The organism is Pseudomonas artemisiae (genome assembly GCF_057128685.1).
In genome coordinates this window covers 287,332-308,662 of record NZ_JBSKHS010000002.1, presented here as the reverse complement: position 1 = coordinate 308,662, position 21,331 = coordinate 287,332, and the positions used below count along the sequence as shown (strand labels likewise).

20 protein-coding genes are annotated in these 21,331 nt (G+C 60.1%); 6 read left to right on the top strand and 14 right to left on the bottom strand.

Annotated features, from left to right (window positions below; genetic code table 11):
* Positions 1–6: 6 nt before the first annotated feature.
* The 3 genes from ACWKV4_RS04040 to ACWKV4_RS04030 form a co-directional block, all read right to left on the bottom strand.
* On the bottom strand, positions 7–165 hold the full coding sequence (locus ACWKV4_RS04040; protein ID WP_168085420.1) for a YqaE/Pmp3 family membrane protein: 159 nt from the start codon (positions 163–165) through the stop codon (positions 7–9).
* Between the two features lie 332 nt (positions 166–497).
* On the bottom strand, positions 498–2,273 hold the full coding sequence (locus ACWKV4_RS04035) for an acyl-CoA dehydrogenase C-terminal domain-containing protein (protein ID WP_483830979.1): 1,776 nt from the start codon (positions 2,271–2,273) through the stop codon (positions 498–500).
* A gap of 97 nt (positions 2,274–2,370) precedes the next feature.
* Positions 2,371–3,657 (bottom strand): GGDEF domain-containing protein, encoded by a 1,287-nt coding sequence (locus ACWKV4_RS04030; RefSeq protein WP_483830980.1) that lies wholly within the window; start codon positions 3,655–3,657, stop codon positions 2,371–2,373.
* Between the two features lie 278 nt (positions 3,658–3,935).
* On the opposite strand from ACWKV4_RS04030, the gene ACWKV4_RS04025 reads away from it, so the two are divergent.
* Positions 3,936–4,298, top strand: a complete 363-nt coding sequence (locus ACWKV4_RS04025; protein ID WP_483830981.1) for a hypothetical protein — start codon at positions 3,936–3,938, stop codon at positions 4,296–4,298.
* A 99-nt stretch (positions 4,299–4,397) separates the two neighbouring features.
* Here ACWKV4_RS04025 and ACWKV4_RS04020 read toward each other — a convergent pair whose 3' ends face one another.
* From ACWKV4_RS04020 to bioB, 7 genes are all read right to left on the bottom strand, one after another.
* Positions 4,398–6,203: a phenylacyl-CoA dehydrogenase gene (locus ACWKV4_RS04020; RefSeq protein ID WP_483830982.1), complete on the bottom strand. Its 1,806-nt coding sequence runs from the start codon at positions 6,201–6,203 to the stop codon at positions 4,398–4,400.
* A gap of 229 nt (positions 6,204–6,432) precedes the next feature.
* Positions 6,433–6,720 (bottom strand): pyrroloquinoline quinone biosynthesis protein PqqE, encoded by a 288-nt coding sequence (locus tag ACWKV4_RS04015; protein WP_483830983.1) that lies wholly within the window; start codon positions 6,718–6,720, stop codon positions 6,433–6,435.
* A gap of 92 nt (positions 6,721–6,812) precedes the next feature.
* Complete coding sequence (gene bioD, locus ACWKV4_RS04010; protein WP_483830984.1) at positions 6,813–7,508, bottom strand: dethiobiotin synthase; 696 nt, start codon at positions 7,506–7,508, stop codon at positions 6,813–6,815.
* The gene (gene bioC / locus ACWKV4_RS04005; RefSeq protein WP_483830985.1) at positions 7,505–8,302 is read right to left on the bottom strand and encodes a malonyl-ACP O-methyltransferase BioC; all 798 of its coding nucleotides are present in this window, start codon (positions 8,300–8,302) and stop codon (positions 7,505–7,507) included. Before bioC ends, bioD begins: the two co-directional genes overlap by 4 nt.
* Positions 8,295–9,092, bottom strand: a complete 798-nt coding sequence (locus tag ACWKV4_RS04000) for an alpha/beta fold hydrolase (protein WP_483830986.1) — start codon at positions 9,090–9,092, stop codon at positions 8,295–8,297. The genes bioC and ACWKV4_RS04000 overlap by 8 nt, the downstream gene beginning before the upstream one ends.
* Positions 9,085–10,254, bottom strand: a complete 1,170-nt coding sequence (gene bioF, locus ACWKV4_RS03995; RefSeq protein ID WP_483831195.1) for an 8-amino-7-oxononanoate synthase — start codon at positions 10,252–10,254, stop codon at positions 9,085–9,087. The genes ACWKV4_RS04000 and bioF overlap by 8 nt, the downstream gene beginning before the upstream one ends.
* Before the next feature lie 4 nt (positions 10,255–10,258).
* On the bottom strand, positions 10,259–11,317 hold the full coding sequence (gene bioB / locus ACWKV4_RS03990; RefSeq protein WP_483830987.1) for a biotin synthase BioB: 1,059 nt from the start codon (positions 11,315–11,317) through the stop codon (positions 10,259–10,261).
* Between the two features lie 82 nt (positions 11,318–11,399).
* Between bioB and ACWKV4_RS03985 the strand changes: the two genes are divergently transcribed.
* The 4 genes from ACWKV4_RS03985 to rarD all read left to right on the top strand — a co-directional run bounded on the left by ACWKV4_RS03985 (position 11,400) and on the right by rarD (position 16,189).
* Positions 11,400–12,140, top strand: a complete 741-nt coding sequence (locus tag ACWKV4_RS03985; RefSeq protein WP_483830988.1) for a phosphoribosyltransferase family protein — start codon at positions 11,400–11,402, stop codon at positions 12,138–12,140.
* A 107-nt stretch (positions 12,141–12,247) separates the two neighbouring features.
* A complete protein-coding gene (locus tag ACWKV4_RS03980) occupies positions 12,248–14,152 on the top strand; it encodes a PhoX family protein (RefSeq protein ID WP_483830989.1) in 1,905 nt (634 codons plus the stop codon).
* 51 nt (positions 14,153–14,203) lie between these two features.
* The gene (locus ACWKV4_RS03975; protein WP_483830990.1) at positions 14,204–15,181 is read left to right on the top strand and encodes a serine/threonine protein kinase; all 978 of its coding nucleotides are present in this window, start codon (positions 14,204–14,206) and stop codon (positions 15,179–15,181) included.
* A gap of 120 nt (positions 15,182–15,301) precedes the next feature.
* The gene (rarD, locus tag ACWKV4_RS03970) at positions 15,302–16,189 is read left to right on the top strand and encodes an EamA family transporter RarD (protein ID WP_483830991.1); all 888 of its coding nucleotides are present in this window, start codon (positions 15,302–15,304) and stop codon (positions 16,187–16,189) included.
* 211 nt (positions 16,190–16,400) lie between these two features.
* Here rarD and ACWKV4_RS03965 read toward each other — a convergent pair whose 3' ends face one another.
* From ACWKV4_RS03965 to rloA2, 4 genes are all read right to left on the bottom strand, one after another.
* Positions 16,401–16,919, bottom strand: coding sequence for a glycine cleavage system transcriptional repressor (locus tag ACWKV4_RS03965; protein ID WP_483830992.1), 519 nt, complete (start codon positions 16,917–16,919; stop codon positions 16,401–16,403).
* Between the two features lie 508 nt (positions 16,920–17,427).
* Complete coding sequence (locus tag ACWKV4_RS03960) at positions 17,428–18,768, bottom strand: OprD family porin (RefSeq protein ID WP_483830993.1); 1,341 nt, start codon at positions 18,766–18,768, stop codon at positions 17,428–17,430.
* Between the two features lie 317 nt (positions 18,769–19,085).
* On the bottom strand, positions 19,086–19,529 hold the full coding sequence (locus tag ACWKV4_RS03955; RefSeq protein ID WP_483830994.1) for a response regulator: 444 nt from the start codon (positions 19,527–19,529) through the stop codon (positions 19,086–19,088).
* Positions 19,530–19,742: 213 nt separating this feature from the next.
* Positions 19,743–20,246 (bottom strand): retropepsin-like aspartic peptidase RloA2, encoded by a 504-nt coding sequence (rloA2, locus tag ACWKV4_RS03950; protein WP_483830995.1) that lies wholly within the window; start codon positions 20,244–20,246, stop codon positions 19,743–19,745.
* 191 nt (positions 20,247–20,437) lie between these two features.
* On the opposite strand from rloA2, the gene ACWKV4_RS03945 reads away from it, so the two are divergent.
* Positions 20,438–21,325, top strand: coding sequence for a 1-acylglycerol-3-phosphate O-acyltransferase, YihG family (locus ACWKV4_RS03945; protein WP_483830996.1), 888 nt, complete (start codon positions 20,438–20,440; stop codon positions 21,323–21,325).
* Positions 21,326–21,331: the final 6 nt, after the last annotated feature.

The window sequence follows — 21,331 nt, the reverse complement described above, 5'->3', positions numbered from 1 at the left end:
AAAAACCTAGCGCTTGGCGATGATATAAATGGCATGCACAATCCCGGGGATATACCCGCACAGCGTGAGCAGGATGTTCAGCCAGAACGCGCCACCGAACCCGACCTGCAGGAACACGCCTAGGGGTGGCAGCAAGATAGCGAAGATAATGCGAATGATGTCCATGGGGTATGTTCCTTCTAAGGGGTATACCTCACAGACCCTGGCTCGCCGTTGCGGTTCAGCGCTCAATTGCCCGGTTACGGGGCTGAAACAGGCTGCACTGCGGAATATAGGCGCGCACAAACAAGAAACCCCGCCGAGGCGGGGTTTGCAGACTTGTTTCCCTGAATTCCTTATCGTCCCGCCAACCTTGGCAGTAATCCTTTCGTGTCCCTGTTCTGTTCGGCGCTTCCTGCGCTACGTCCATGTGCACAAGATACCTAACCCCAGGGTTGGCGCCAATCAGCCATCCGCACCAGCCTCTGTAAGCGATGGCTTACAGCCTGTAAGCCGCGTCAGAAATGTTCAACGTCCAGCAGATACAGCGACTCACTTCCGGCTTTGACTGATACGCTCAAGGAATGAACACGGGGCAGCAAACGGGCGAAGTAAAAACGCGCGGTGCCCAATTTACTAGCATAAAAAGCCTCATCAGTGCCTGCCGTTGCCGCCTTGGCCATACGTGCCCACATATAGGCGTAGGCGGTATACCCAAAGGCTTGCAAATACTCTACGGAGGCCGCGCCGATTTCCTGGGGATTGGCGGCGGCATGGTCCAGTACCCAGGCGGTAAGCGAATCCAGCAGGTCCAACGCGTTGATCAGAGGGCCGGTAAACTCGTTCAGGTCAGTGGCTGATTCAACCGCGAAGGCCCGCACTTCATCCGAGAAGACCCGGTAGAAGGCGCCGCCATTACCTACGACCTTGCGCCCCATCAAGTCCAGCGCCTGGATACCGTTGGTGCCTTCGTAAATCTGGGTGATGCGCACGTCCCGCACCAGCTGCTCTTGGCCCCATTCACGGATATACCCATGACCGCCGAATATCTGCTGGCCGTGCACGGTGGTTTCAAGGCCTACGTCCGTAAGAAACGCCTTGGCCACTGGCGTGAGCAAGGCCACCAGGTTTTCCGCACGGGCCCGGGCCTGTGGGTCCTCGGCATACTTGGCCACGTCCAACTGCAGCGCCACATAGGTAGAGAATGCTCGCCCACCTTCGTTCATGGCCTTCATGGTCAACAGCATGCGGCGTACGTCTGGGTGCACGATGATCGGATCGGCTACTTTGTCCGTCGCTTGCGGGCCAGTGGGGGAACGGCTCTGCAAGCGCTCGCGGGCATACTCGATGGCGTTCTGGTAAGAGCGCTCGCCCGAGGCCAGCCCCTGGATGCCAACGCCCAGGCGCTCGTAGTTCATCATGGTGAACATCGCCGCCAAGCCCTTGTGTGGCTCACCCACCAGATAGCCTTCGGCATCGTCGAAATTCATTACGCAGGTGGCGGACGCCTGGATACCCATTTTGTGCTCGATGGAGCCGCAGGTTACCGCATTGCGCGCACCCAGGCTGCCGTCGTCGTTCACCAGGTATTTAGGCACCAGGAACAGTGAAATGCCCTTGGGGCCCGGGGGAGCGTCCGGTAGCTTGGCCAGCACCAGGTGAATGATGTTTTCCGTGAGGTCGTGTTCACCGCCAGTGATGAAGATCTTGGTACCGCTGACTCGATAGCTGTCATCGGCCTGGGGTGCGGCGCGGGTGCGGATGAGCCCGAGGTCCGTGCCGGCATGGGGTTCGGTCAGGCACATGGAGCCGGCCCACACCCCTGCATACAGGTTCGGCAGGTATCGCGCCTTGAGGGCTTCGCTGGCATGGGCACTGATGGACAGGCATGCGCCGGACGTCAGCATGGGGTACAAGCCAAAGGCCAGGCTGGCGGCGTTGACCATCTCTTCGACCTGGGCAGAAATCGCCTTGGGCATACCCATGCCACCGAAACGCGGATCTCCGCCTACACCCACCCAGCCACCTTCGGCATAGGTGGCGTAAGCCTCGATAAAGCCCTTGGGCGTGGTGACCACAGTGTCGGCGTAATGGCAACCTTCTTCATCCGCGGCCCGGCTGAGGGGCGCGATGACGGTGCTGGTGAGCTTTCCGGCTTCTTCCAGCACAGCCATGGCGGTTTCGGCGTCTACCACCTCGGCCAGGGCAGGCAGGCTGGCCCAAAGCGCGGGTGCGTCGAACACGTCCTCCAGGACGAAACGCATGTCGCGCAAGGGCGCTTTGTACTCAGCCATGGGAACCTCGCAAGAACACGAATAGGGTGCGGGCCAGTGTATCCCAACAACAGACTAGAGACGTAGCGTCATGGCGTGACCAAAAAATCAATAATGGTCACGCGGCGGTTTTGGTACGGACGGCACCACGTCGGTTGTACCCCTGGCTGATCACGCAATTGCGACCCGCACCCTTGGCGGCATAAAGCGCCTGGTCCGCGGCCTTGAACACTTCCTCAGGCGTGCGCTGGTCCAGCTGCCGCTCCGCTACCCCAATGCTGACGGTGACCGACACTTGGGATGCCACGCTGGCCCCTCGGCGCTGGCGACCTTGCTGGTCATCGGCTGGGCGATCAGGGTCGCGCAAGTGAATGATGTAATTGGCGATTACTTCCCGTACGGCTTCCAAGTACGGCAAGCACTCTTCCAGCGTTTTGCCGGCAAACACCAGGGCGAACTCTTCACCGCCGTATCGGTAAGCTTTGCCACCTCCACTGATCTGCCCTAGCTTACTGGCGACCAGGCGCAATACCTGGTCGCCCACGTCATGGCCGTGAGTGTCGTTGAAGCGCTTGAAATGGTCCACGTCGCTCATGGCGATCACATAGTTCCGGCCCAGCCGTTGCAGCCGCTCATTAAGGGCACGGCGCCCTGGCAGGCCGGTCAGCTCGTCCCGGAAGGCCATTTGATACGCTTCGTGGGCCACTGCCGCGGCGATCATCAGCATTACCTGGCTGCACATGATATTTAGCGTAAACGGCAAAATGAAGGTTTTAGGCAACATCCAGAACACACCGACCATGCCTACCACCTGCGCGGCATGCAGCGGCCGGGGGTTGCGCACGTATTGCATGCCGAGCAATACGAACATCAGCAAAAATACGGGGTACGCCAGCTGCACCAAACTCATCCACTCCCCATGCAGGGCTGGCCAACGAATCACCGCCAGCCAGCCTAACAGCGCTTGGGGAAAGCTCTGCTCAAGCCCCACGGCCACGCTACCCACCGCCACCAGCACAGCAAACCGCGCCACCATGTCTTGCACCAGGTGGGTACGCTCCTGCCACAATCCAAACAGCCCGTAGAGCATGGGCAGTAACAAGCAACACAGGTGGAAGATCACCGCGGCGTCTTCCCGCACCTTACCGTGGTCTCGGTAGTAATCGGTTTGAGTGTCCAACAAGAAATAGGCCACGTACACCGTGACCATCAGAAACAGCTCGCGCTGACGCCGGTACACCGCGCAATAAGCGCCGCCCAGCAACAGCACCAAGGTGGGCAATACGTTGAACAGCGAAGTAAAAAAAACGCTGAGGTCCCGGATATAGGCAGCCGCCAACCCTGCCAGCAGCAGCAGAATCGACGGCACGAAATGGCTTATACGATAGGTAGGTGAACGCAACAAAAGGACTGGCTCCGGCCCGGCTAGGGTTTGGTGGCATTGTGCCTTTATTTGTACCTGCCGTACCGGTCAAGACTGTGGCACGGGTCAAGGGTCGGAACAAAACTTTAGCAAAGCAGCAGGTCTGCGGCGGATGTTTGGTCTGAAAATGGCAAGTCGTCTCTGAGTACAGACTCAATTAGCACTACCTTCACGGCTTGTCAACCTGGCAAGTCTGTCAGTCGCCTAATGAACGCTAGAGCTATAGAGTTAAATCGAGTTAAACAAAATGAGGCAGCATCATGAGCGTGACAACTTACGAAAAATTGAAAATTTCTTTGGTTAACATCGATAAAGATGAGTATCCCGAACTGCTGTTAGAGCTTTATTACCCTGAAAAATCTAAGAAATCGGAAGAATCCGAAGAATCCGAAGAATCGGAAAAATCAGAAAAATCAGAAAAATCAGAAAAATCAGAAAAATCAGAAAAATCAGAAAAATCAGAAAAATCGGATTATTCTTTTTTCGTATCCTCCTCAGCGAAAGATGGAAACTACGACAAGGTAAATGCCACAGTAGATTTTGATGGAGACGGTGATATAGACGAAACTGATGCGCAACTAGCCAAAGAACTTTCCGCACTCGCCGTTAAATTGATGAAGTAGATTAAGATAGTCGCTAGAAATGCTTTTTATCGCTTTAGGCTTAGCAAAAAACCGCTACCCCTATAAAGAGCAGCGGTTTTTTGCCTGCAATGCTGACTATTAATAACCCAGATCGAACGCAGCCTCTTCCAGGGCCATCAGATTACCAGCACCGCTGAGCATCGCGGCCACATGGGTGCGGGTGCGGGGCAGAATGCGCTGGAAGTAGAAACGCGCCGTGTGCAACTTGGCGGTGTAGAAGGCCTCTTCGGCGGTGCCCTCGGCTAGCTTGGCGGCGGCTACCCGGGCCATGTCGGCCCAGAAGTAAGCCAGGCAAGCGTAACCGGAATACATTAGGTAATCCACCGAGGCGGCCCCCACTTCCTCACGATCCTTCATGGCGGCCATGCCCACTTTCAGAGTCAGCTCGCCCCACTCTTTGTTCAACTGGGCCAGGGGTGCCACGAACTCCGCAACCGCGGCATTGCCTTCCTGAGCCTGGCAGAACTTGTGCACGATCTTGGTAAAGCCCTTGAGCGCTTCACCCTGGGTCATCAGCACTTTACGGCCTAACAAGTCCAAGGCCTGCACGCCGGTGGTGCCTTCGTACAGCATGGCAATCCGTGCATCACGCACGTTCTGCTCCATGCCCCACTCGGCGATAAAGCCGTGGCCCCCGTACACTTGCACACCGTGGTTGGCGGCTTCGAAGCCCACCTCGGTCATAAAAGCCTTGGCGATGGGCGTCATAAAGGCCAACAAACCATCGGCGCGTTTTTTCTCGTCTTCGTCCTGGCTGAACTTAACGATATCCACCAGCTTGGCGGTGAAGTACACCATGGCCCGGTTGCCTTCGGAGAAGGCTTTCATGGTCAGCAGCATGCGCCGTACGTCCGGGTGCACGATGATCGGGTCAGCGGCTTTGTCCGGTGCCTTGGGGCCGGTGAGCGAGCGCATTTGCAGGCGGTCGCGGGCGTATTTCAAGCCGCCCTGGAACGCCAGCTCCGCATGGGCCAGGCCTTGCAAGGCAGTGCCCAGGCGCGCGGTGTTCATAAAGGTGAACATGCAGTTCAGGCCCTTGTTGGCCGGGCCGATCAAAAACCCGGTAGCACCGTCGAAGTTCATCACGCAGGTGGCATTACCGTGGATACCCATCTTGTGCTCCAGGGAACCACAGGCCACACCGTTGCGCTCACCTACGCCGCCTTCGGCGTTGGGCTGGAATTTAGGCACGATAAACAGCGAAATGCCCTTGGTGCCGGCCGGTGCATCGGGCAGGCGTGCCAACACGATATGCACGATGTTATCGGCCATGTCGTGTTCGCCAGCGGAAATGAAGATCTTGGTGCCGCTGATCTTGAAGCTGCCATCGGCCTGGGGCTCGGCCTTGGTGCGCAACATGCCCAGGTCAGTGCCGCAGTGTGGTTCGGTCAGGCACATGGTGCCGGTCCATTCGCCGGACACCAGCTTGGTCAGGTACTGGTGCTGCTGCTCTTCGGTGCCGTGGGCGGAGATGGTATTCATAGCGCCATGGGACAGGCCAGGGTACATGCCCCAGGACCAGTTGGCGGTACCGACCAGTTCGCTGATCACCAGCCCGAGCGATTCTGGCAGGCCTTGGCCGCCGTGGGCCACGTCATGGGCCAGGCTTGGCCAGCCGCCTTCCACGAACTGCTTATAAGCCTCTTTGAAACCCGTCGGGGTTTTTACGCCCTCCGGTGACCAGGTGCAGCCTTCCAGATCGCCTACACGGTTCAACGGCGCCAGCACCTGCTCAGCGAACTTCGCGCCTTCCTCCAGGATGGCATCGACCATGTCTGGCGTCGCATCTTCGCAACCCGGCAGGCTTTGGTAATGGGCTTCGTAGCCGAGCAGCTCGTCGCGTACGAAGCGAATATCACGCAAGGGGGCCTTGTAATCGGGCATAACGAAAACCTCTGTGCTGAATCCGGTAAGGGGAAGAACCGCATAATCGACTCATCCACCCGCGGCGGACGCGTCAAACAGGTGTTTGAAACATACGTTTATGCCAACTGGGTTGTCAAGGGGCCTACCTCAAGCAAATAACGCGTCATAAATAGCAAACGCCCCGCCAGCGGGACTGCGCGGGCGGGGCGTGGACGTCAGCTCGGGCTCAAGCGACGGGTGGCGTAGGTCAGGCGTAAGTATCAATCATCATCCCCAACGCCCGGTCCGACGCCTTCTCTACCTTGGCCCCGGCTTGCACCTGCAATAACGCCTGGGTCATCTCCACGGTAGCGGCAGCGAGGTCGTTTTGCTGGCTGGGGTCTACGGCGTTTAGGCGCTGGGCCTGGTAGCCGGTGGACTGGTTCAGGGCGCTGCTGTCATTGGCGATACCGGCCACGCGGGTGGCGGCGTTGTCGAAGCGGGCGGCGGCGGCTTGGATGGGGCTAAGCCCGGATGTAAGCGAGGAAATCTGCATACTGCACCTCATTGGCTATGTGCCATCAGTGTACGCCCTTGGCTGGGCCCGTAAAGGGACGTTGGTCAGCTAAAGACAATGCTCGGCGAGGCTTATATGCCCAGCGCGCTGAGGCAGAGGGTATCGGCCACGGCCGCGGCGCTGGGGTTAGTCAGGTAGGGCACATGCCCGAGGCACGGGGCTGGCAGCCTTTGCGTCAGGGTGGCCAGGTTGTCTTCCAGCCGAGCGGTATGCGGGTCTACGATATTGGCCACCCAGCCTGCGAGCTGTAGGCCGTCCCGGGCGATGGCTTCGGCGGTAAGCACGGCGTGGTTAATGCAGCCAAGCCTTACCCCTACGACAAGTATTACCGGCAGGCCCAAGACTATGGCTAGGTCGGAGAGGTTGCCCTCCCCGCTTAAGGGCACGCGCCAGCCGCCAGCGCCTTCGACCAAGGTAAAGTCAGCCTTGTGTTCGAGCACTTGCTGCATGGGGAGCCGCAAGGCTTCTACCGTGAGGGCGATACCGCTTTCATGTGCTGCGATATGGGGCGCGATGGCAGGCTCGAAGGCCAAGGGGTTAATGGCCTCGTAAGCAAGCTGCACGCTGCTTTCGGCCATCAGCGCCAAAGCATCGCTGTTGCGCAGCCCTTCGGGCGTACGCTCACAGCCCGAGGCGATCGGTTTGGCTCCGAGGGTGCTGAGCCCTGCCCTGCTTGCGGCGTGCAAGAGGCCTGCGCAAATCGTGGTTTTGCCGACTTCGGTATCTGTGCCGGCGATGAAGTAAGCCTGTTGTTTCACGAGTGTCATCGGTCTTTGCTCAGTAGCCCGTAGACCACTTGATAGGTGGCAGGCAGCCCCGCAGGCTGACGGTAGTGTTCATAGGCGGCGACCATGGCGGCGATACGCGCGCGCCCGGTCAAGCCGCCCGGCCGCCCAGGGTTAAGGTTGTGGGCGCCTAGGGCTTTCAACGCATGGGTCAAGCCACGAACGTCTGGGTAATGCAGCACATGGGGCTCGCGTAGCACGTGGTTCACGCGTAAGCCACTGGCGGCGCACTGCTGCTGGTACTGCTCCAGGCTACGAAAGCGGTTTACATGCACCTCACCGTCGGCGGCCTCCCAACTGGCACGCAGCTCGGCCAGGGTGCCGGTGCAGAGGCTGGCAAACGCCATGCGCCCGCCAGGCCGTAGCACGCGGCGCGCTTCGGCCAACACCTGGGTAAAGTGCTCACACCACTGCACCGCCAGGCTGGTGAATAGCAGGTCTACACTGGCGCTGGCGATAGGCAGGTGTTCCGCGTCGCCTGCTATGTGCCAGGTGGCTCCACCCTGGTCGCGGGCGTGGCTGAGCATGCCTTCAGCGATGTCCACCGCCAGCCCTTGGGCATCTGGCCAGCGTTGCGCCAAGTGGCGGCTAAAGTGGCCGGTGCCGCTGCCCAGGTCTAACCAGCGCTCAGGCGCTACCTCGGTGCCTAACAATGCCAGCAAGCGCTCGCCCACGGCTCGCTGGAACGCGGCCACGCTGTCGTAGGTAGGGGCCGCCTTGGAGAACGACGCCGCGACCTGAAGCTTGTGGGGCAACCCCACGGGGGCCTCACGCATGATTGCATTCCTCGATAAACGCGATGACGTGCGCCGCTACCTGCGAAGGCGCCTCCATGGGCAAGGCATGGCTGCCTGCCAGCCGGCTCACGCGCGCCTGGGGTACAGCGTGCTCCAATGCCAGCGCTGCCTGCTCGGGCACCAAGGCATCCCCTTGGGCGAATAGGTGAAGCTGGGGCATGCCTAGCTCAGCCAGCACGGCGCGGTTATCCAAGGCGCCTAACAGGGCAAGGCTGGCAGGGTCTGCGTACTGGTCGTTGACGGGCAGCAACTGCTTGGCCAGGGCGCGGGCGGCCGCGCGACGGTGTTGAACCCGGTCGCGGCCAAGGCTGGCTGCTACGGGATCTATGGCTTCGTTTGCGAGATCCGGGTATTCGTAGCTGCCTTGAGCACAGAGCAGGGCAAACCGTTTAAGGGTAGCGGCGCGATCCGTTGCGCACAGGGCTGAAAACCCTTCAAAGGTGGCGTGGGCCATCGCCGTGGGCCATCCCTCCCGGGCGACGAAGCACGCATTGCTGGCCAGCGTGATCACGCCAGGGCAACCCGCGCCACGCCGTGCCGCCAGGGCCACCGCCAACATCCCGCCCAGGGACCAGCCCAGCAACCAGGCACCTACTGGCAGGGCAGCATCCAGTGCATCCAATGCCTGTTGTGCGCTGTCGGCCAAAGGTAACGGCTCAATCCTAACGGGCAGGCTGGGTAAAGCGCCTTGGAGCGCATGCTTCAAGGGCACCAGGGCGGCCGGGCCAAGGCCCCACCCCGGCAATAGCACTAATAAGCTGTCAGCCATGGGCGGGCTCCATTGCCAGGCAGGCCGCCAGGCCCTCCAGCAGCCGCGCCACCTGCGTGTCGGTATGGGCCGCGGACAAGGTCACCCGTAACCGCGCACTGCCCGCCGGTACCGTGGGTGGGCGAATGGCGGTGACCAGCAGGCCCAGCTCACGCAGGCGCTGAGACCATGCCAAGGCCCGGGCGCTATCGCCCAGCAGAATGGGCTGGATGGGGGTACCGCTGTTCATCAACGCCAGGCCTAAGGCCTGGGCACCGTGGCGAAACTGCTTCACCAACGCCGCAAGATGCCCGCGCCGCCAACCTTCCGCCCGTGACAGCTCCAGGCTCTTGAGGGTGGCGCAGGCGAGGGCCGGAGGCTGGCTGGTGGTGTAGATATAGGGGCGAGCGAACTGCACCAGGCAGTCGATCAACGCCTCGCTTCCGGCAACGAATGCACCGGCCGTACCGAAGGCCTTGCCCAGGGTACCTACCAGCACAGGCACGTCATCGATGCCCAGGCCGAAATGCTCGACCACGCCACCACCCTGGGCGCCCAGCACGCCAACGCCATGGGCGTCGTCCACCATCAGCCAGGCGCCATGGCCCTTGGTTGCTTGCGCCAATGCCGGCAGGTCCGCCAGGTCGCCGTCCATGCTGAACACGCCGTCGGTGACCACTAGGGTATCGCCCGTGCTCTTGGCCAGCCGCGTGCGCAGGCTGGCCGGGTCGTTATGCAGGTAACGAGAGAACCGCGCGCCGCTTAACAGTCCAGCGTCCAGCAAAGAGGCGTGATTAAGGCGGTCTTGCACCACGCTATCGCCCTTGCCCAGCAAGGCAGTGACCGCGCCGAGGTTGGCCATGTAGCCGGTGGAGAACAGTAGTGCCTTGGGCCGCTGGGTAAGGTCCGCCAGGGCCTCTTCCAGGGCATGATGGGGCGTGCTGTGGCCGATCACCAAGTGTGACGCGCCACCGCCTACCCCCCACCGTTCTGCACCCGCCCGCCAGGCGGCGATAACCTCGGGGTGGTTAGCCAGGCCCAGATAGTCGTTATTACAGAAGGCCAACAACGGCTGGCCGTCTACCACTACATTCGGGCCTTGGGGGCTCTCCAGCAAGGGCCGCTGGCGATACAAGCTGGCGGCGCGCCGTTCGGCCAGGCGCGCCTGAAGGTCAAACGCCATGGCCTTAAGCGGGCGCCGCATTAACGAACAACTCGCTATCGCGCTGCTCTACCAAGGCCTGCTCGATAGCGGCCTGGTGCACTTCGTCGTCATGTTCTTCACGGGCCTCCGGAGCGATACCCAGGCGCGCGAACAGCAGCATGTCTTTATCGGCCTGGGGGTTGCCGGTGGTCAACAGCTTCTCGCCATAGAAGATCGAGTTGGCCCCGGCCATAAAGGCCAGCGCCTGCATCTGCTCGTTCATCTGCTCACGCCCGGCGGACAGCCGCACATGGGACTGCGGCATTAGAATGCGCGCCACCGCCAGCATGCGGATGAAATCGAAGGGGTCGATGTCTTCGGCATTGGCCAGGGGCGTACCGGCCACCTTCACCAACATGTTGATCGGTACGGACTCTGGATGCTCCGGCAGGTTGGCCAGCTGAATCAACAACCCGGCGCGGTCGTCCAGGGACTCTCCCATGCCCAGGATGCCGCCGGAGCAGATTTTCATGCCCGCGTCGCGCACATAAGCCAGGGTTTGCAAGCGCTCGCCGTAGGTGCGGGTAGTGATGATGCTGCCGTAGAACTCTGGCGAGGTGTCCAGATTGTGGTTGTAGTAGTCCAGCCCGGCCTCGGCCAGGGCGGTGGTCTGGTCACGGTCCAGGCGGCCCAGGGTCATGCAGGTTTCCATCCCCAACGCTTTAACGCCACGGACCATTTCCAGCACATAGGGCATGTCCTTGGCAGAGGGGTGCTTCCAGGCAGCACCCATGCAGAAGCGCGTAGAGCCAATGGCCTTGGCCCGCGCGGCCTCTTCGAGCACCTTCTGCACTTCCAGCAGTTTTTCTTTCTCAAGGCCGGTGTTGTAGTGCCCCGACTGCGGGCAGTACTTGCAGTCCTCGGGGCAAGCCCCGGTTTTGATAGACAGCAGTGTAGAGACCTGCACCTGGTTAGGGTTGAAATGGGCGCGGTGTACCGTCATGGCCTGAAACAACAGGTCGTTGAAGGGCTGAGTAAAAAGAGCCTTTACTTCGGCCAGGGTCCAATCATGACGCAGCGGGCTTTGCAGGCTGGCGCTCATCGGGGGTTCCTTGTTCTATGCAGGGCTGCTAGCGCGAACGCGCAGCGGGTCACGGGATGTAACAAATGGTCAGGGAAGGCCTATGCACTGTCAACCGTTATGCGATTTTATGGTCAACATATGCTCAAAGTTTAACCAGCGTTGTTATCTATGCCTAGGGCCTGGGGATAACGCTTATCCGCTATGCAGTAGCTGTGAAAACGAGCTGCCGTGGGTAACGGCTGCTTGTGAACGCTGCGCGCTACCACTGACCTTCGACGGCCTTTGTTGCAGTCAATGCCAGGGCTCTCCACCACCCTTCGAACGGGTAGAAGCCCCTTGGGCCTATGACTTTCCCTTGGACGCCGCCATCAAGCGCTTCAAGCACCGACAAGACTGGCCCATGGGGCATTTGCTGGCCGAGCGCCTGGCTGCCTGGTTGGCGTATCGATTCGAAGACGGCCTGGTGCCCGCCCAGCAATTGCTGCCAGTGCCCCTCGCCGCCGCGCGGCAGCGCAAGCGCGGGTTCAATCAGGCGCAGATGCTGGGGCAGTGGCTGTCCAAACGGCTAGCCATTCCCCTGTGCGATCGTACGCTGGTTCGCACCAAGCACACGCCCTCTCAACAAGGCCTGGGGTTGGCCGCGCGCCAGCAAAACTTACAAGCCGCGTTTGAGCTGGGCCCAGGCGCCAAGGTGGCCGACCAGCATGTAGCGCTGGTGGACGACGTACTCACCACAGGCGCCACCACTCGGGCGCTGGCGGCACTTCTGCTTAAAGCTGGCGCCCGCCGAGTGGACGTTTACTGCCTGGCGCGTACCCCAGGGGTAGGGCCAGTGGAGTGAGCCTGGCCTAGGAAAGCGTTGATCAAGGTTCTACTGCATTCGAAGGTAACAAAAACGTCATGGGGGCTGTTTAGGGTAACTCCACTGAACCGCAGGGACCCCTCACCATGCAACAGCATCAAGACAACGATCAGCCCACCGACCTGGAACGTTACGCAGGCTTGAGCCGGCGCAGGTTTATAGGTGCCGGCGCCCTGTGCGGCGCGGCCATGTTTCTCGGTGGTGGGCTGCTGGCCCGCAGTACCCTGGCGCAAGCCGTGGAGGCCGCCCATAGCGAGCTACTAGGCTTTGACGGCATCGCCGCGGCCACTAGCGATACCCTAACGCTGCCACCGGGCTACAAGGCCAAGGTGTTGATCAGTTGGGGCCAGCCCCTGCAGGCCAAGGGGCCGGCCTTCGACCCTAGCGGCCGGGCCAGTGCCGAGGTTCACGAGCAGCAGTTCGGGGATAACAACGACGGTATGAGCTTCTTCCCTTTCCCGGGCGAGCCGGGCCGGGCGCTGATGGCCATCAACAACGAATACACCAATTACCGTTACCTGTTCGAGCATGGCGGCCAGCCTGTTTCCAAGGCCGAGGTGCAAAAGGCCTTGGCCAATGAAGGGGTGTCGGTGATCGAAGTGCGCCAACAGGATGGCCAGTGGCAGTTTGTACAAGGCTCGCGCTACAACCGCCGCATCCATGGCAACAGCCCACTGCGCTTCAGCGGCCCGGCGGCGGGTGATGCCTTGCTTAAAACCAGCGCGGATGCCAGCGGGCTCAAGGTACTGGGCACCTTCCAGAACTGCGCCAATGGCAAGACCCCCTGGGGCACCTACCTGACCTGCGAAGAAAACTTCACGGACTGCTTCGGCAGCAGCAAGCCGGACCAAGCCCTGGACGCGGTACAAAAACGCTACGGCGTAACCCCCGCCAGCAAAGAAGTGGGCTGGCACCCGCACGATGAGCGCTTCGACATTAGCCGCAACCCCAACGAACTGAACCGCCACGGTTGGGTAGTGGAAATCGACCCCTTCGACCCTAGATCCGTGCCCGTCAAGCGTACGGCCCTGGGCCGCTTCAAGCACGAAAACGCCGCCCTGGCCGAAACCGCCGACGGCCGCGCCGTGGTGTATATGGGGGACGATGAACGCGGTGAGTTTATCTACAAGTTCATCAGCCGTGACCGCATCGACCACGCCAACCCCAAAGCCAACCGCGACCTGCTGGACCATGGCACCTTGTATGTGGCCCGCTTCGACGCCGGCGACGGTAACCCAGACCACCCCAAAGGCACCGGCCAATGGGTGCCTTTGGTGCACGGCCAGCCTGGGCTGGATGCCGCCAGTGGCTTTACCAGCCAGGCGCAGGTACTGGTGCACGCTCGCCTGGCCGCCAGCGCCCTCAAGGCCACGCGCATGGACCGCCCTGAGTGGATTGTGGTCAGCCCGCTGGATGGTCGGGTGTATTGCACCCTGACCAACAACAGCAAGCGTGGCGAAGACGGCCAGCCGGTGGGTGGCCCTAACCCCCGTGAGAAAAACGTATACGGGCAGGTGCTGCGCTGGGCCGAGCAGGCCAACGACCATGGCGCCATGGCCTTTGAGTGGGACCTGTTCGTGATCGCGGGCAACCCCACCAGCTACCCAGAAGGCGCCAAGCGTGGTTCGGCCAACGTCACGGCGCAGAACATGTTCAACAGCCCCGATGGCTTAGGCTTCGATGCCGCCGGCCGCCTATGGATACTGACCGACGGTGATACCAGCAACACCGGGGACTTTGCCGGCATGGGCAACAACCAGATGCTCACGGCCAACCCTGCTACCGGGGAAATCCGCCGCTTCATGGTAGGGCCGGTGGGCTGTGAGGTCACAGGCATCGCCTTCGCGCCAGACTACCGCACGTTGTTCGTGGGCATTCAGCACCCTGGGGAAAACGGCGGTTCGACCTTCCCCGAACACCTGCCCAACGGCAAGCCGCGCTCGTCGGTCATGGCCATTACCCGTGAGGATGGGGGCGTGATAGGCGCGTGAGCCAGGCGCGCGTGCGTTACCATGTGACGCCATACGCGCCCAGGAGCTTGCATGTCCCACCCCTTCGACACCCTCACCCCTGACCGGGTACTCGATGCCATCGAAAGCATCGGGTACCTGAGCGATGCGCGCGTGCTGGCCCTTAATAGCTATGAAAACCGCGTGTATCAAGTGGGGATCGACGACGCCGAGCCCCTGATCGCCAAGTTCTACCGCCCAGGCCGCTGGACCGACGAAGCCATTCTGGAGGAACACGCCTTCACTGCCGAACTGGCGAGTTGCGAGGTGCCCGTGGTCGCACCCCTGGTACGCGATGGGGTGAGCCTGTTCCGCCATGGGGAATTTCGCTTTGCGGTATTTCCTCGGCGCGGTGGGCGGGCGCCCGAGCCGGGAAACCTGGACCAACTCTACCGCTTGGGCCAGTTGCTGGGGCGTTTGCATGGGGTTGGCGCTAGTCGCGCATTCGTGGCCCGCGAAGCACTGACGGTGGATAACTTCGGCATTGCCTCTTTGGCCACACTGCTTGATGGCGATTTTATCCCCAAGAGCCTGTTGCCGGCGTATTCGTCCGTAGCCCGCCATTTGCTGGATAAGATCCAGGCGGCGTTCGCCACTACCCGCTTTAATAGCATTCGCCTGCATGGCGACTGCCACCCCGGCAACATCATGTGCCGGGATGAAGTGTTCCACCTGGTGGACTTGGATGACTGCCGAACGGGCCCGGCGGTCCAGGACCTGTGGATGATGTTGGCCGGTGATCGACAAGAACGCCTGGGCCAGTTGGCTGAGCTTATGGAGGGCTATCACGAGTTTCACGACTTCGACCCCCGCGAGTTGGGCCTGATCGAACCCTTGCGTGCCCTGCGTCAATTACACTACAGCGCCTGGTTGGCGCGCCGCTGGGACGACCCTGCGTTTCCCCATAGCTTCCCTTGGTTCGGCAGCGAGCGTTATTGGGGGGACCAGATCCTGACCTTGCGTGAGCAAACCGCCGCCCTCGATGAAGAGCCGCTGCGCCTGTACGGCTAATATTCCACGGGCATCAGGCCTTGACTCAAATAGGCGAACAGGCCAAGGCATGAAGCCTGTGATCATGGTCGCCTGGTGTGCGGTGCTGTTGGTTAAACCCAAAACTAAAAAGGAAATGTCATGCAAACCGCCAACCCGCGGCGAGGGTATGTATTGGGCCTTATTGCCTATATCACCTGGGGGTTGTTCCCCATTTACTTTAAAACCCTGCAAAGCGTTCCCGCCATGGAGATCATTGTCCAGCGGGTGCTGTGGTCGGCCCTGTTCGCAGGGCTCACCATTTTGGTCTGGAAGCATCCAGGCTGGTGGCGGGCACTTGTGGATAACCCCAAGCGGTTCTTGATCCTGATGGTCAGCGGTTCGCTCATTGCCTGCAATTGGCTGGTGTATGTATGGGCGGTAAACAACGGGCGCATGCTCGAAGCCAGCCTTGGGTATTACATCAACCCCTTGGTGAACGTATTGCTGGGCATGCTGCTGTTGGGCGAACGCTTGCGGCGCCTGCAGTGGGTCGCGGTAGGGCTGGCGGTGATTGGCGTGGTACAGCAACTGTGGCTGGTGGGCAGCTTGCCGTGGGTATCGCTCGTTCTGGCGCTGACCTTTGCCTTCTACGGAATCATCCGCAAGCAAGCTCCGGTACCGGCCTTGCCAGGTTTGCTGGTGGAAACCTGGCTGCTGCTGCCTTTAGCACTGGGCTGGCTATTGCTTCACGGTAGCGCGGTCACGGCACAACCATCCTTCTGGGGCACGCCTGTGAGCTTCTTGCTGATCGCCGCAGGGCCGGTGACCTTGCTGCCATTGCTGTGCTTTACCGCTGCGGCACGCAACCTGCCCTATGCCACCTTGGGGTTCTTGCAGTATGTGGCGCCCACGTTGGTACTTATCCTCGCAGTGACCTTCTACGATGAACACTTGAGCGTTGCCAATCTCACGGCCTTTGGTTTCATCTGGGCTGCGCTGGCTGTGTACAGCGTGGACGTCTGGCGCGTGCTGCGTCGTAGCGCCTGAGCATTTTTTGATCAACCTGCCGTAAGCCATACCCAACGGGGCCTACGGCAGGCTTTCCCAAGGTTATCCACAGGCTGGTCCACGCCGGTTGTGCACAAGCTCGAAAAGCTGATCATTTTTTGATCATCCGCTTGTAAGCCACGGCCCTCCTGGGCTCGCGGCGATGGCCCCCAGCTTATCCACAGGCACGTTCAAGTTTTAGATGAACAACTCACAGCTGGGCCTGAAGCTGTAGATCCACTACTAATTCATCGGCCAGGGCTTCGAAGGCATCTTGTAGCACTTCTAGATGCAAAGCGTCGGGGACGGCCAGTTGGGCCTCAGCACGAAATAACAACCCACTGCTCATAGGCGCGGGGCATACGTCGGTGGATAACTGCTCTACGTTCACGCCCTGGCTGGCAAGCACCCGGGAGATATCTCGCACAATGCCAGGCCGGTCATTGGCTGTCAGCGTAAGTACCACCCGCTTGCGCGGGTCACCCTGAGGGTTTTCACTGTGTTCCACCAATATGCGGATGCCCAACTCGCCCAAACGCTCCAAGGCGCCCACCAGGGCTGGCCGGGAAACCACTGGTACTTCCACACGCAGGATCCCCGCGAACTGCCCTGCCATGCGCGCCATGCGGCTTTCCAGCCAATTGCCGTGATGCTCTGCCACGCAGTTGGCGATTCGCTCCACTTGCCCGGCTTTGTCTTGGGCCAGCACTGTCAGCACCAGTTGTTCCACGGGTACGCTCCCTATTGAGTAAACAACGAGTATAGGCGCTGTACGTCAATTGGCTGCGCTTGTACCCCACCGTAGCCGCCGAGCCGGGCCACGCTGGCTTGCTCGCGACCGACCACGCTACCGTGTTAAGCCCGGTCGCGGCCAAGGCCGGCTGCTACGGTGTATGTTCCCGTAGCAGCCGAGCTTGCTCGCGGCCAGATCAACACGGTGCTAAGGCGGTCGCGGCCAAGGCCGGCTGCTACGGTGTGACCTGTATGTCCCGTAGCAGCCGAGCTTGCTCGCGACCAGATTCAGCACGGTGCTAAGGCGGTCGCGGCCAAGGCCGGCTGCTACGGTGTGGCCTATATATTCCCGTAGCAGCCGAGCTTGCTCGCGACCAGACTCAACACGATGCCGAGGCGGTCGCGGCCAAGGCCGGCTGCTACGGGCAAGGTGTGCAAGCCGCAGGCTTTACGCCAGGCAATAAAAAACGGGGCCCAAGGGCCCCGTTTTTTATTGCCTGTAATGCTTACAACAGCGGCAGGGTGTAGCTTACGATCAGGCGGTTTTGGTCCTGGTCGGCTTCAGTCGTGCCCGCGGCGTTGGTGCGGAAGCTGCCGTTGCGCCAGCCCAGGCCGACGCCCTTAAAGGTACCGCCCTGAACCACATAGTCCAAAGCGAAGTCACGTTCCCATTCGGTGCTGCTACCAACGCTAGCGGCTTCGAAACCAGAACCTTTGAGGTAGGTGACCGAAGCGGTCAGGCCAGGTACGCCGATGGTGCTGAAGTTATAAGCGTACTGCGCGAAGCGGGTTTTCTCCCCGGCCCGAATGAAGCTGCTGACTAAACGGTCGGTGAACAGGTAGTAGCTTGCGCCACCAGCACCTTCGTTCGGCAGACTGCCTTGGTTCAACTGAATGAAGTTGCTGTCATCCGATACGCTCTGGTAACCGGCGGTAAACGCATGGCCACCCAGGCTATAGGTGAAGATCGCGCTCCAGGTATCGTTATCGATCTTACCCTTGGTGCTGGTATAGCCGCTGGTACCGTAACCGTGGGCACGGCCATAGACCGAGTCGTTGGCGCCGTCAGCGTCGGTTTTGAAGTAGCGCAGGTCAGTCTTGAAGGACTGGTCCTTGCTGATCGGGTACACGTGTACCAGGCCGGCGAAGTGCTGCTTGTAATAGTCTTCCAAGTTGGCGTAGTAGTACTGCACGGTCAGCTGGTCGTTGACCTGATAGTCCGCGCCGCCGAACCAAAACTCGTTGCTTTCTTGAGTAGCACCATTCACGGACAGGCCGGTCCGGTTGCTGGAGGCACGGCCCACGGCATGCTCAAGGCGGCCGGCAACCACTTTAAGGTGGTCGATTTCGTTGAAGTTGATCATGCCGCCTTCGAAGGTCTGGGGCAGCAGACGACCGTCGTTGGACACCAGAATCGGCAGCTTGGGCTGCAGATTGCCGTAGCGGAATTCGGTTTTGGAGAAGCGCGCCTTGGCGGTAGCACCGGCACGGGTCCAGGAATCAACCGGGTCACCGTTGCTTTCCGACGGGATCATGCCGCTGCCCTGATGGCGGCCCGAGCCGCTGTCCAAGGTCACACCCACCAACGCCTGAGCATCGAGGCCAAAGCCTACGGTACCCTCGGTGAAGCCAGACTTGTAGTCCAGAATAAAGCCCTGGCCCCACTCTTCCACCTTGCTTCCAGCGTTAGAAACTTGGTCACGGTAATCATTATTGAAGTAAAAATTACGCGTAGACAACGTGGCTTTGCTGTCCTTGATGAAGTCAGCATAGGCCAGCGAAGGCAGGCACAAGCCGGCGCTTAAAGCAGCCAGCGCGCCAAGAGTGGCCTTGGTAGTAACGGTCATTTGGTGCTCCCCATTTGTGTTTCTAATTTTTGCGGGAGCATAGATATCAGTAGCGACACGCCCTTGCAACGGTGCGTTACAGGGGCGGTAATAAAAGTTCCGTAACAAATTTGCCATTTTTTGAGCCGTTTTTACGTCACCAATGCCGGCCCTTAAGCTTTAACCCTTAGTAACGGCCTGAATTTTCACTATTTTTTCACGAAATCCATCGCATTGAGCGCAAGTTTTTAGCGAATTAATCATGGCAGAGTCTATAACTAAACAGTCTAAAAAAAATTCAATTTATTCTAGAAATGTTGAACCAAAATAGCCTTTCATTAGCGTATGCCAAGCTCTTTACGTGCCAACTCAACCAGTTGATAGGCATCAATGGGCTTGAGTAGAAAGTCCACTACGCTCAGGTGCATGGCTTCTATGGCGTCCCTTACCCCGGCATCGCCGGAGATAATGACGATCGGCAGCGCTGCCCGTACCGACCCTCGTATCCGCCGAATCAGGTCCAGCCCCGAGGCCGGCGTCATACGCAGGTCAGTAATCAACAGCCCCAGTGTGCGATCCTCAAGCAACAGGTCGAACGCCGTATCACCGTCGCTAGCCGTGCGGCAGCCGAGGCCATGCAGCTTCAACACTTCGGCGATCAGCGCCCGGCAGTCGGGGTCATCGTCGACCACCAACACCCGCAAAGGCGCCAAACTGGGCACCAGTAGTAACTCGTTTAGCGCCTCGCGTTCCTCGTCGCTGAGGATATCCAGGTCAGACATGGTAATGGCCATCCTTTACCGTCGAACACATGCGCCGTGGGCATCGGTGAGATGCCATGGCTACGCGGTTGGCTCTCTAAGGTGCATCATAGTTCCAGAGTTGCCAACGCAAATAACCGATACGGCTCAGGCGACGGGTCAAGGGCAAGTTGGGGAGCCACCCTTCACACCTTAGTAGGCGATCGTTGAAAAAGCATTACGCGTATAGGTGACTCAGCACTCAGGCTGGCCGGCTGTATAGCGCCGGGCCGGGTTCACCGACGCGCCAAACTCACGCAACCCTTTGGCCCCGATCAGCAGCGGGTAGTTAAAGCTGCTGCGGTCGGTCAGGTTAACCTCGATGGTGCGCTTTACTTCCCCTAGGCACATGTCCAGGTCGATCACCGGGCGATGAGCCACTTCTACGTTCTCTTCTTCACCGTCGTTTTCATCGGCGCGGCTTTTGATCCGGCTCATGCGCGATACCTTATGCTCGAACACCTTGCCGTCGGCGTCCCGCGTGGCCAGCTCGAAGCGCACCCAATCCTCGCCATTGCGCGTAAAGGTTTGAATATTACGGGCTGACAGCGACGCAGTCAGGGCACCGGTGTCCATCTTGGCCTTGAGGGTTTGGCCGATCTCCGGGAGCTTGAAGTACTCGTACCGGCCATACAGGGTAGGCTCGGCCGCCAGGGCGGGAATCGACAACAATGACAAGAGCGCAAGAACAGCTTTCACGTAGGAGGGTTCCTTGTTGGGGGCACCCGCATTAGAGGCCGGCGCCCAGATGAGTTCGCCAAACCTAAGGTAAGGCCAAGCTACCGGGAAAAGCATAAAACTTTCGTGAAGTCCCGCTCAGCCGGCCAAATTTGGCGCAGGTACCCTGGGGCTTTATCATTGCCAGCCCAACCCTGCATATGAGTGTTTCCATGCTTCGCCTGCTTAACGGCTGCCTCACTGGCTCGCTGCTGCTGCTCAATACGCTGGTGCTTGTGGGCCCGCTGATTCTGTTGGCCTTGCTCAAGCTGGTAGCGCCTATACGCCTGCGAGACCGTGCCTCGCGCGCGGTGATGTGGATCGCCGAAACCTGGGCGGAAATAGACAAGGCCATTTTTGCCCTCTGTACCCCTACCCGCTGGGACATCCGCGGGCTCGAAGCCTTGCACCTGGACGCCTCTTACCTGGTGGTGAGCAATCACCAATCGTGGGTGGACATTCCGGCGCTGATCCAGGCGTTCAACCGGCGCGCGCCCTTCTTTAAGTTCTTCCTCAAAAAAGAGCTGATCTGGGTGCCCTTGCTGGGCCTGGCCTGGTGGGGGCTGGATTACCCCTTTATGAAGCGCTACAGCAAAGCCTTTTTGGAAAAACACCCGCACCTGCGGGGGAAGGATCTGGAAATCACCCGCAAAGCCTGTGAGCTGTTCAAGCGCCAGCCGGTCACCGTGGTGAACTACCTGGAAGGCACACGCTTTACCCAGGCCAAGCATGACCAGCAAGCCTCGCCTTTCCGCCACCTGCTTAAGCCCAAGGCCGGCGGTGTGGCCTTCGTGCTGGCGGCCATGGGCGCGCAGCTCAATCAGCTGCTGGATGTGACCGTGGTGTACCCAGGTAAACGCATACCTGGGTTCTGGGATTTGCTCTGTGGCCGGGTAAGCACGGTGATCGTGGATATTCAATCTCGCCCTATCGACCCGGCGCTGGTACAGGGTGACTATGAAAACGACCCGGCCTTTCGCCAACAGGTGCAGGCCTGGGTTAACCAGCTATGGGCCGAAAAGGACGCCCGCATTGAGGCCTTGCGGGCGCAGCACGGCTAAAGCCGT

Bases quoted from the DNA above. Each gene is read 5' to 3' on its own strand.
- ACWKV4_RS04040 (WP_168085420.1), bottom strand. From the start codon at position 165: ATGGACATCATTCGCATTATCTTCGCTATCTTGCTGCCACCCCTAGGC.
- ACWKV4_RS04035 (WP_483830979.1), bottom strand. From the start codon at position 2,273: ATGGCTGAGTACAAAGCGCCCTTGCGCGACATGCGTTTCGTCCTGGAG.
- ACWKV4_RS04025 (WP_483830981.1), top strand. From the start codon at position 3,936: ATGAGCGTGACAACTTACGAAAAATTGAAAATTTCTTTGGTTAACATC.
- ACWKV4_RS04020 (WP_483830982.1), bottom strand. From the start codon at position 6,203: ATGCCCGATTACAAGGCCCCCTTGCGTGATATTCGCTTCGTACGCGAC.
- ACWKV4_RS04015 (WP_483830983.1), bottom strand. From the start codon at position 6,720: ATGCAGATTTCCTCGCTTACATCCGGGCTTAGCCCCATCCAAGCCGCC.
- bioD (WP_483830984.1), bottom strand. From the start codon at position 7,508: ATGACACTCGTGAAACAACAGGCTTACTTCATCGCCGGCACAGATACC.
- bioC (WP_483830985.1), bottom strand. From the start codon at position 8,302: ATGCGTGAGGCCCCCGTGGGGTTGCCCCACAAGCTTCAGGTCGCGGCG.
- ACWKV4_RS04000 (WP_483830986.1), bottom strand. From the start codon at position 9,092: ATGGCTGACAGCTTATTAGTGCTATTGCCGGGGTGGGGCCTTGGCCCG.
- bioF (WP_483831195.1), bottom strand. From the start codon at position 10,254: ATGGCGTTTGACCTTCAGGCGCGCCTGGCCGAACGGCGCGCCGCCAGC.
- bioB (WP_483830987.1), bottom strand. From the start codon at position 11,317: ATGAGCGCCAGCCTGCAAAGCCCGCTGCGTCATGATTGGACCCTGGCC.
- ACWKV4_RS03985 (WP_483830988.1), top strand. From the start codon at position 11,400: ATGCACTGTCAACCGTTATGCGATTTTATGGTCAACATATGCTCAAAG.
- ACWKV4_RS03980 (WP_483830989.1), top strand. From the start codon at position 12,248: ATGCAACAGCATCAAGACAACGATCAGCCCACCGACCTGGAACGTTAC.
- ACWKV4_RS03975 (WP_483830990.1), top strand. From the start codon at position 14,204: ATGTCCCACCCCTTCGACACCCTCACCCCTGACCGGGTACTCGATGCC.
- rarD (WP_483830991.1), top strand. From the start codon at position 15,302: ATGCAAACCGCCAACCCGCGGCGAGGGTATGTATTGGGCCTTATTGCC.
- ACWKV4_RS03960 (WP_483830993.1), bottom strand. From the start codon at position 18,768: ATGACCGTTACTACCAAGGCCACTCTTGGCGCGCTGGCTGCTTTAAGC.
- ACWKV4_RS03955 (WP_483830994.1), bottom strand. From the start codon at position 19,529: ATGTCTGACCTGGATATCCTCAGCGACGAGGAACGCGAGGCGCTAAAC.
- ACWKV4_RS03945 (WP_483830996.1), top strand. From the start codon at position 20,438: ATGCTTCGCCTGCTTAACGGCTGCCTCACTGGCTCGCTGCTGCTGCTC.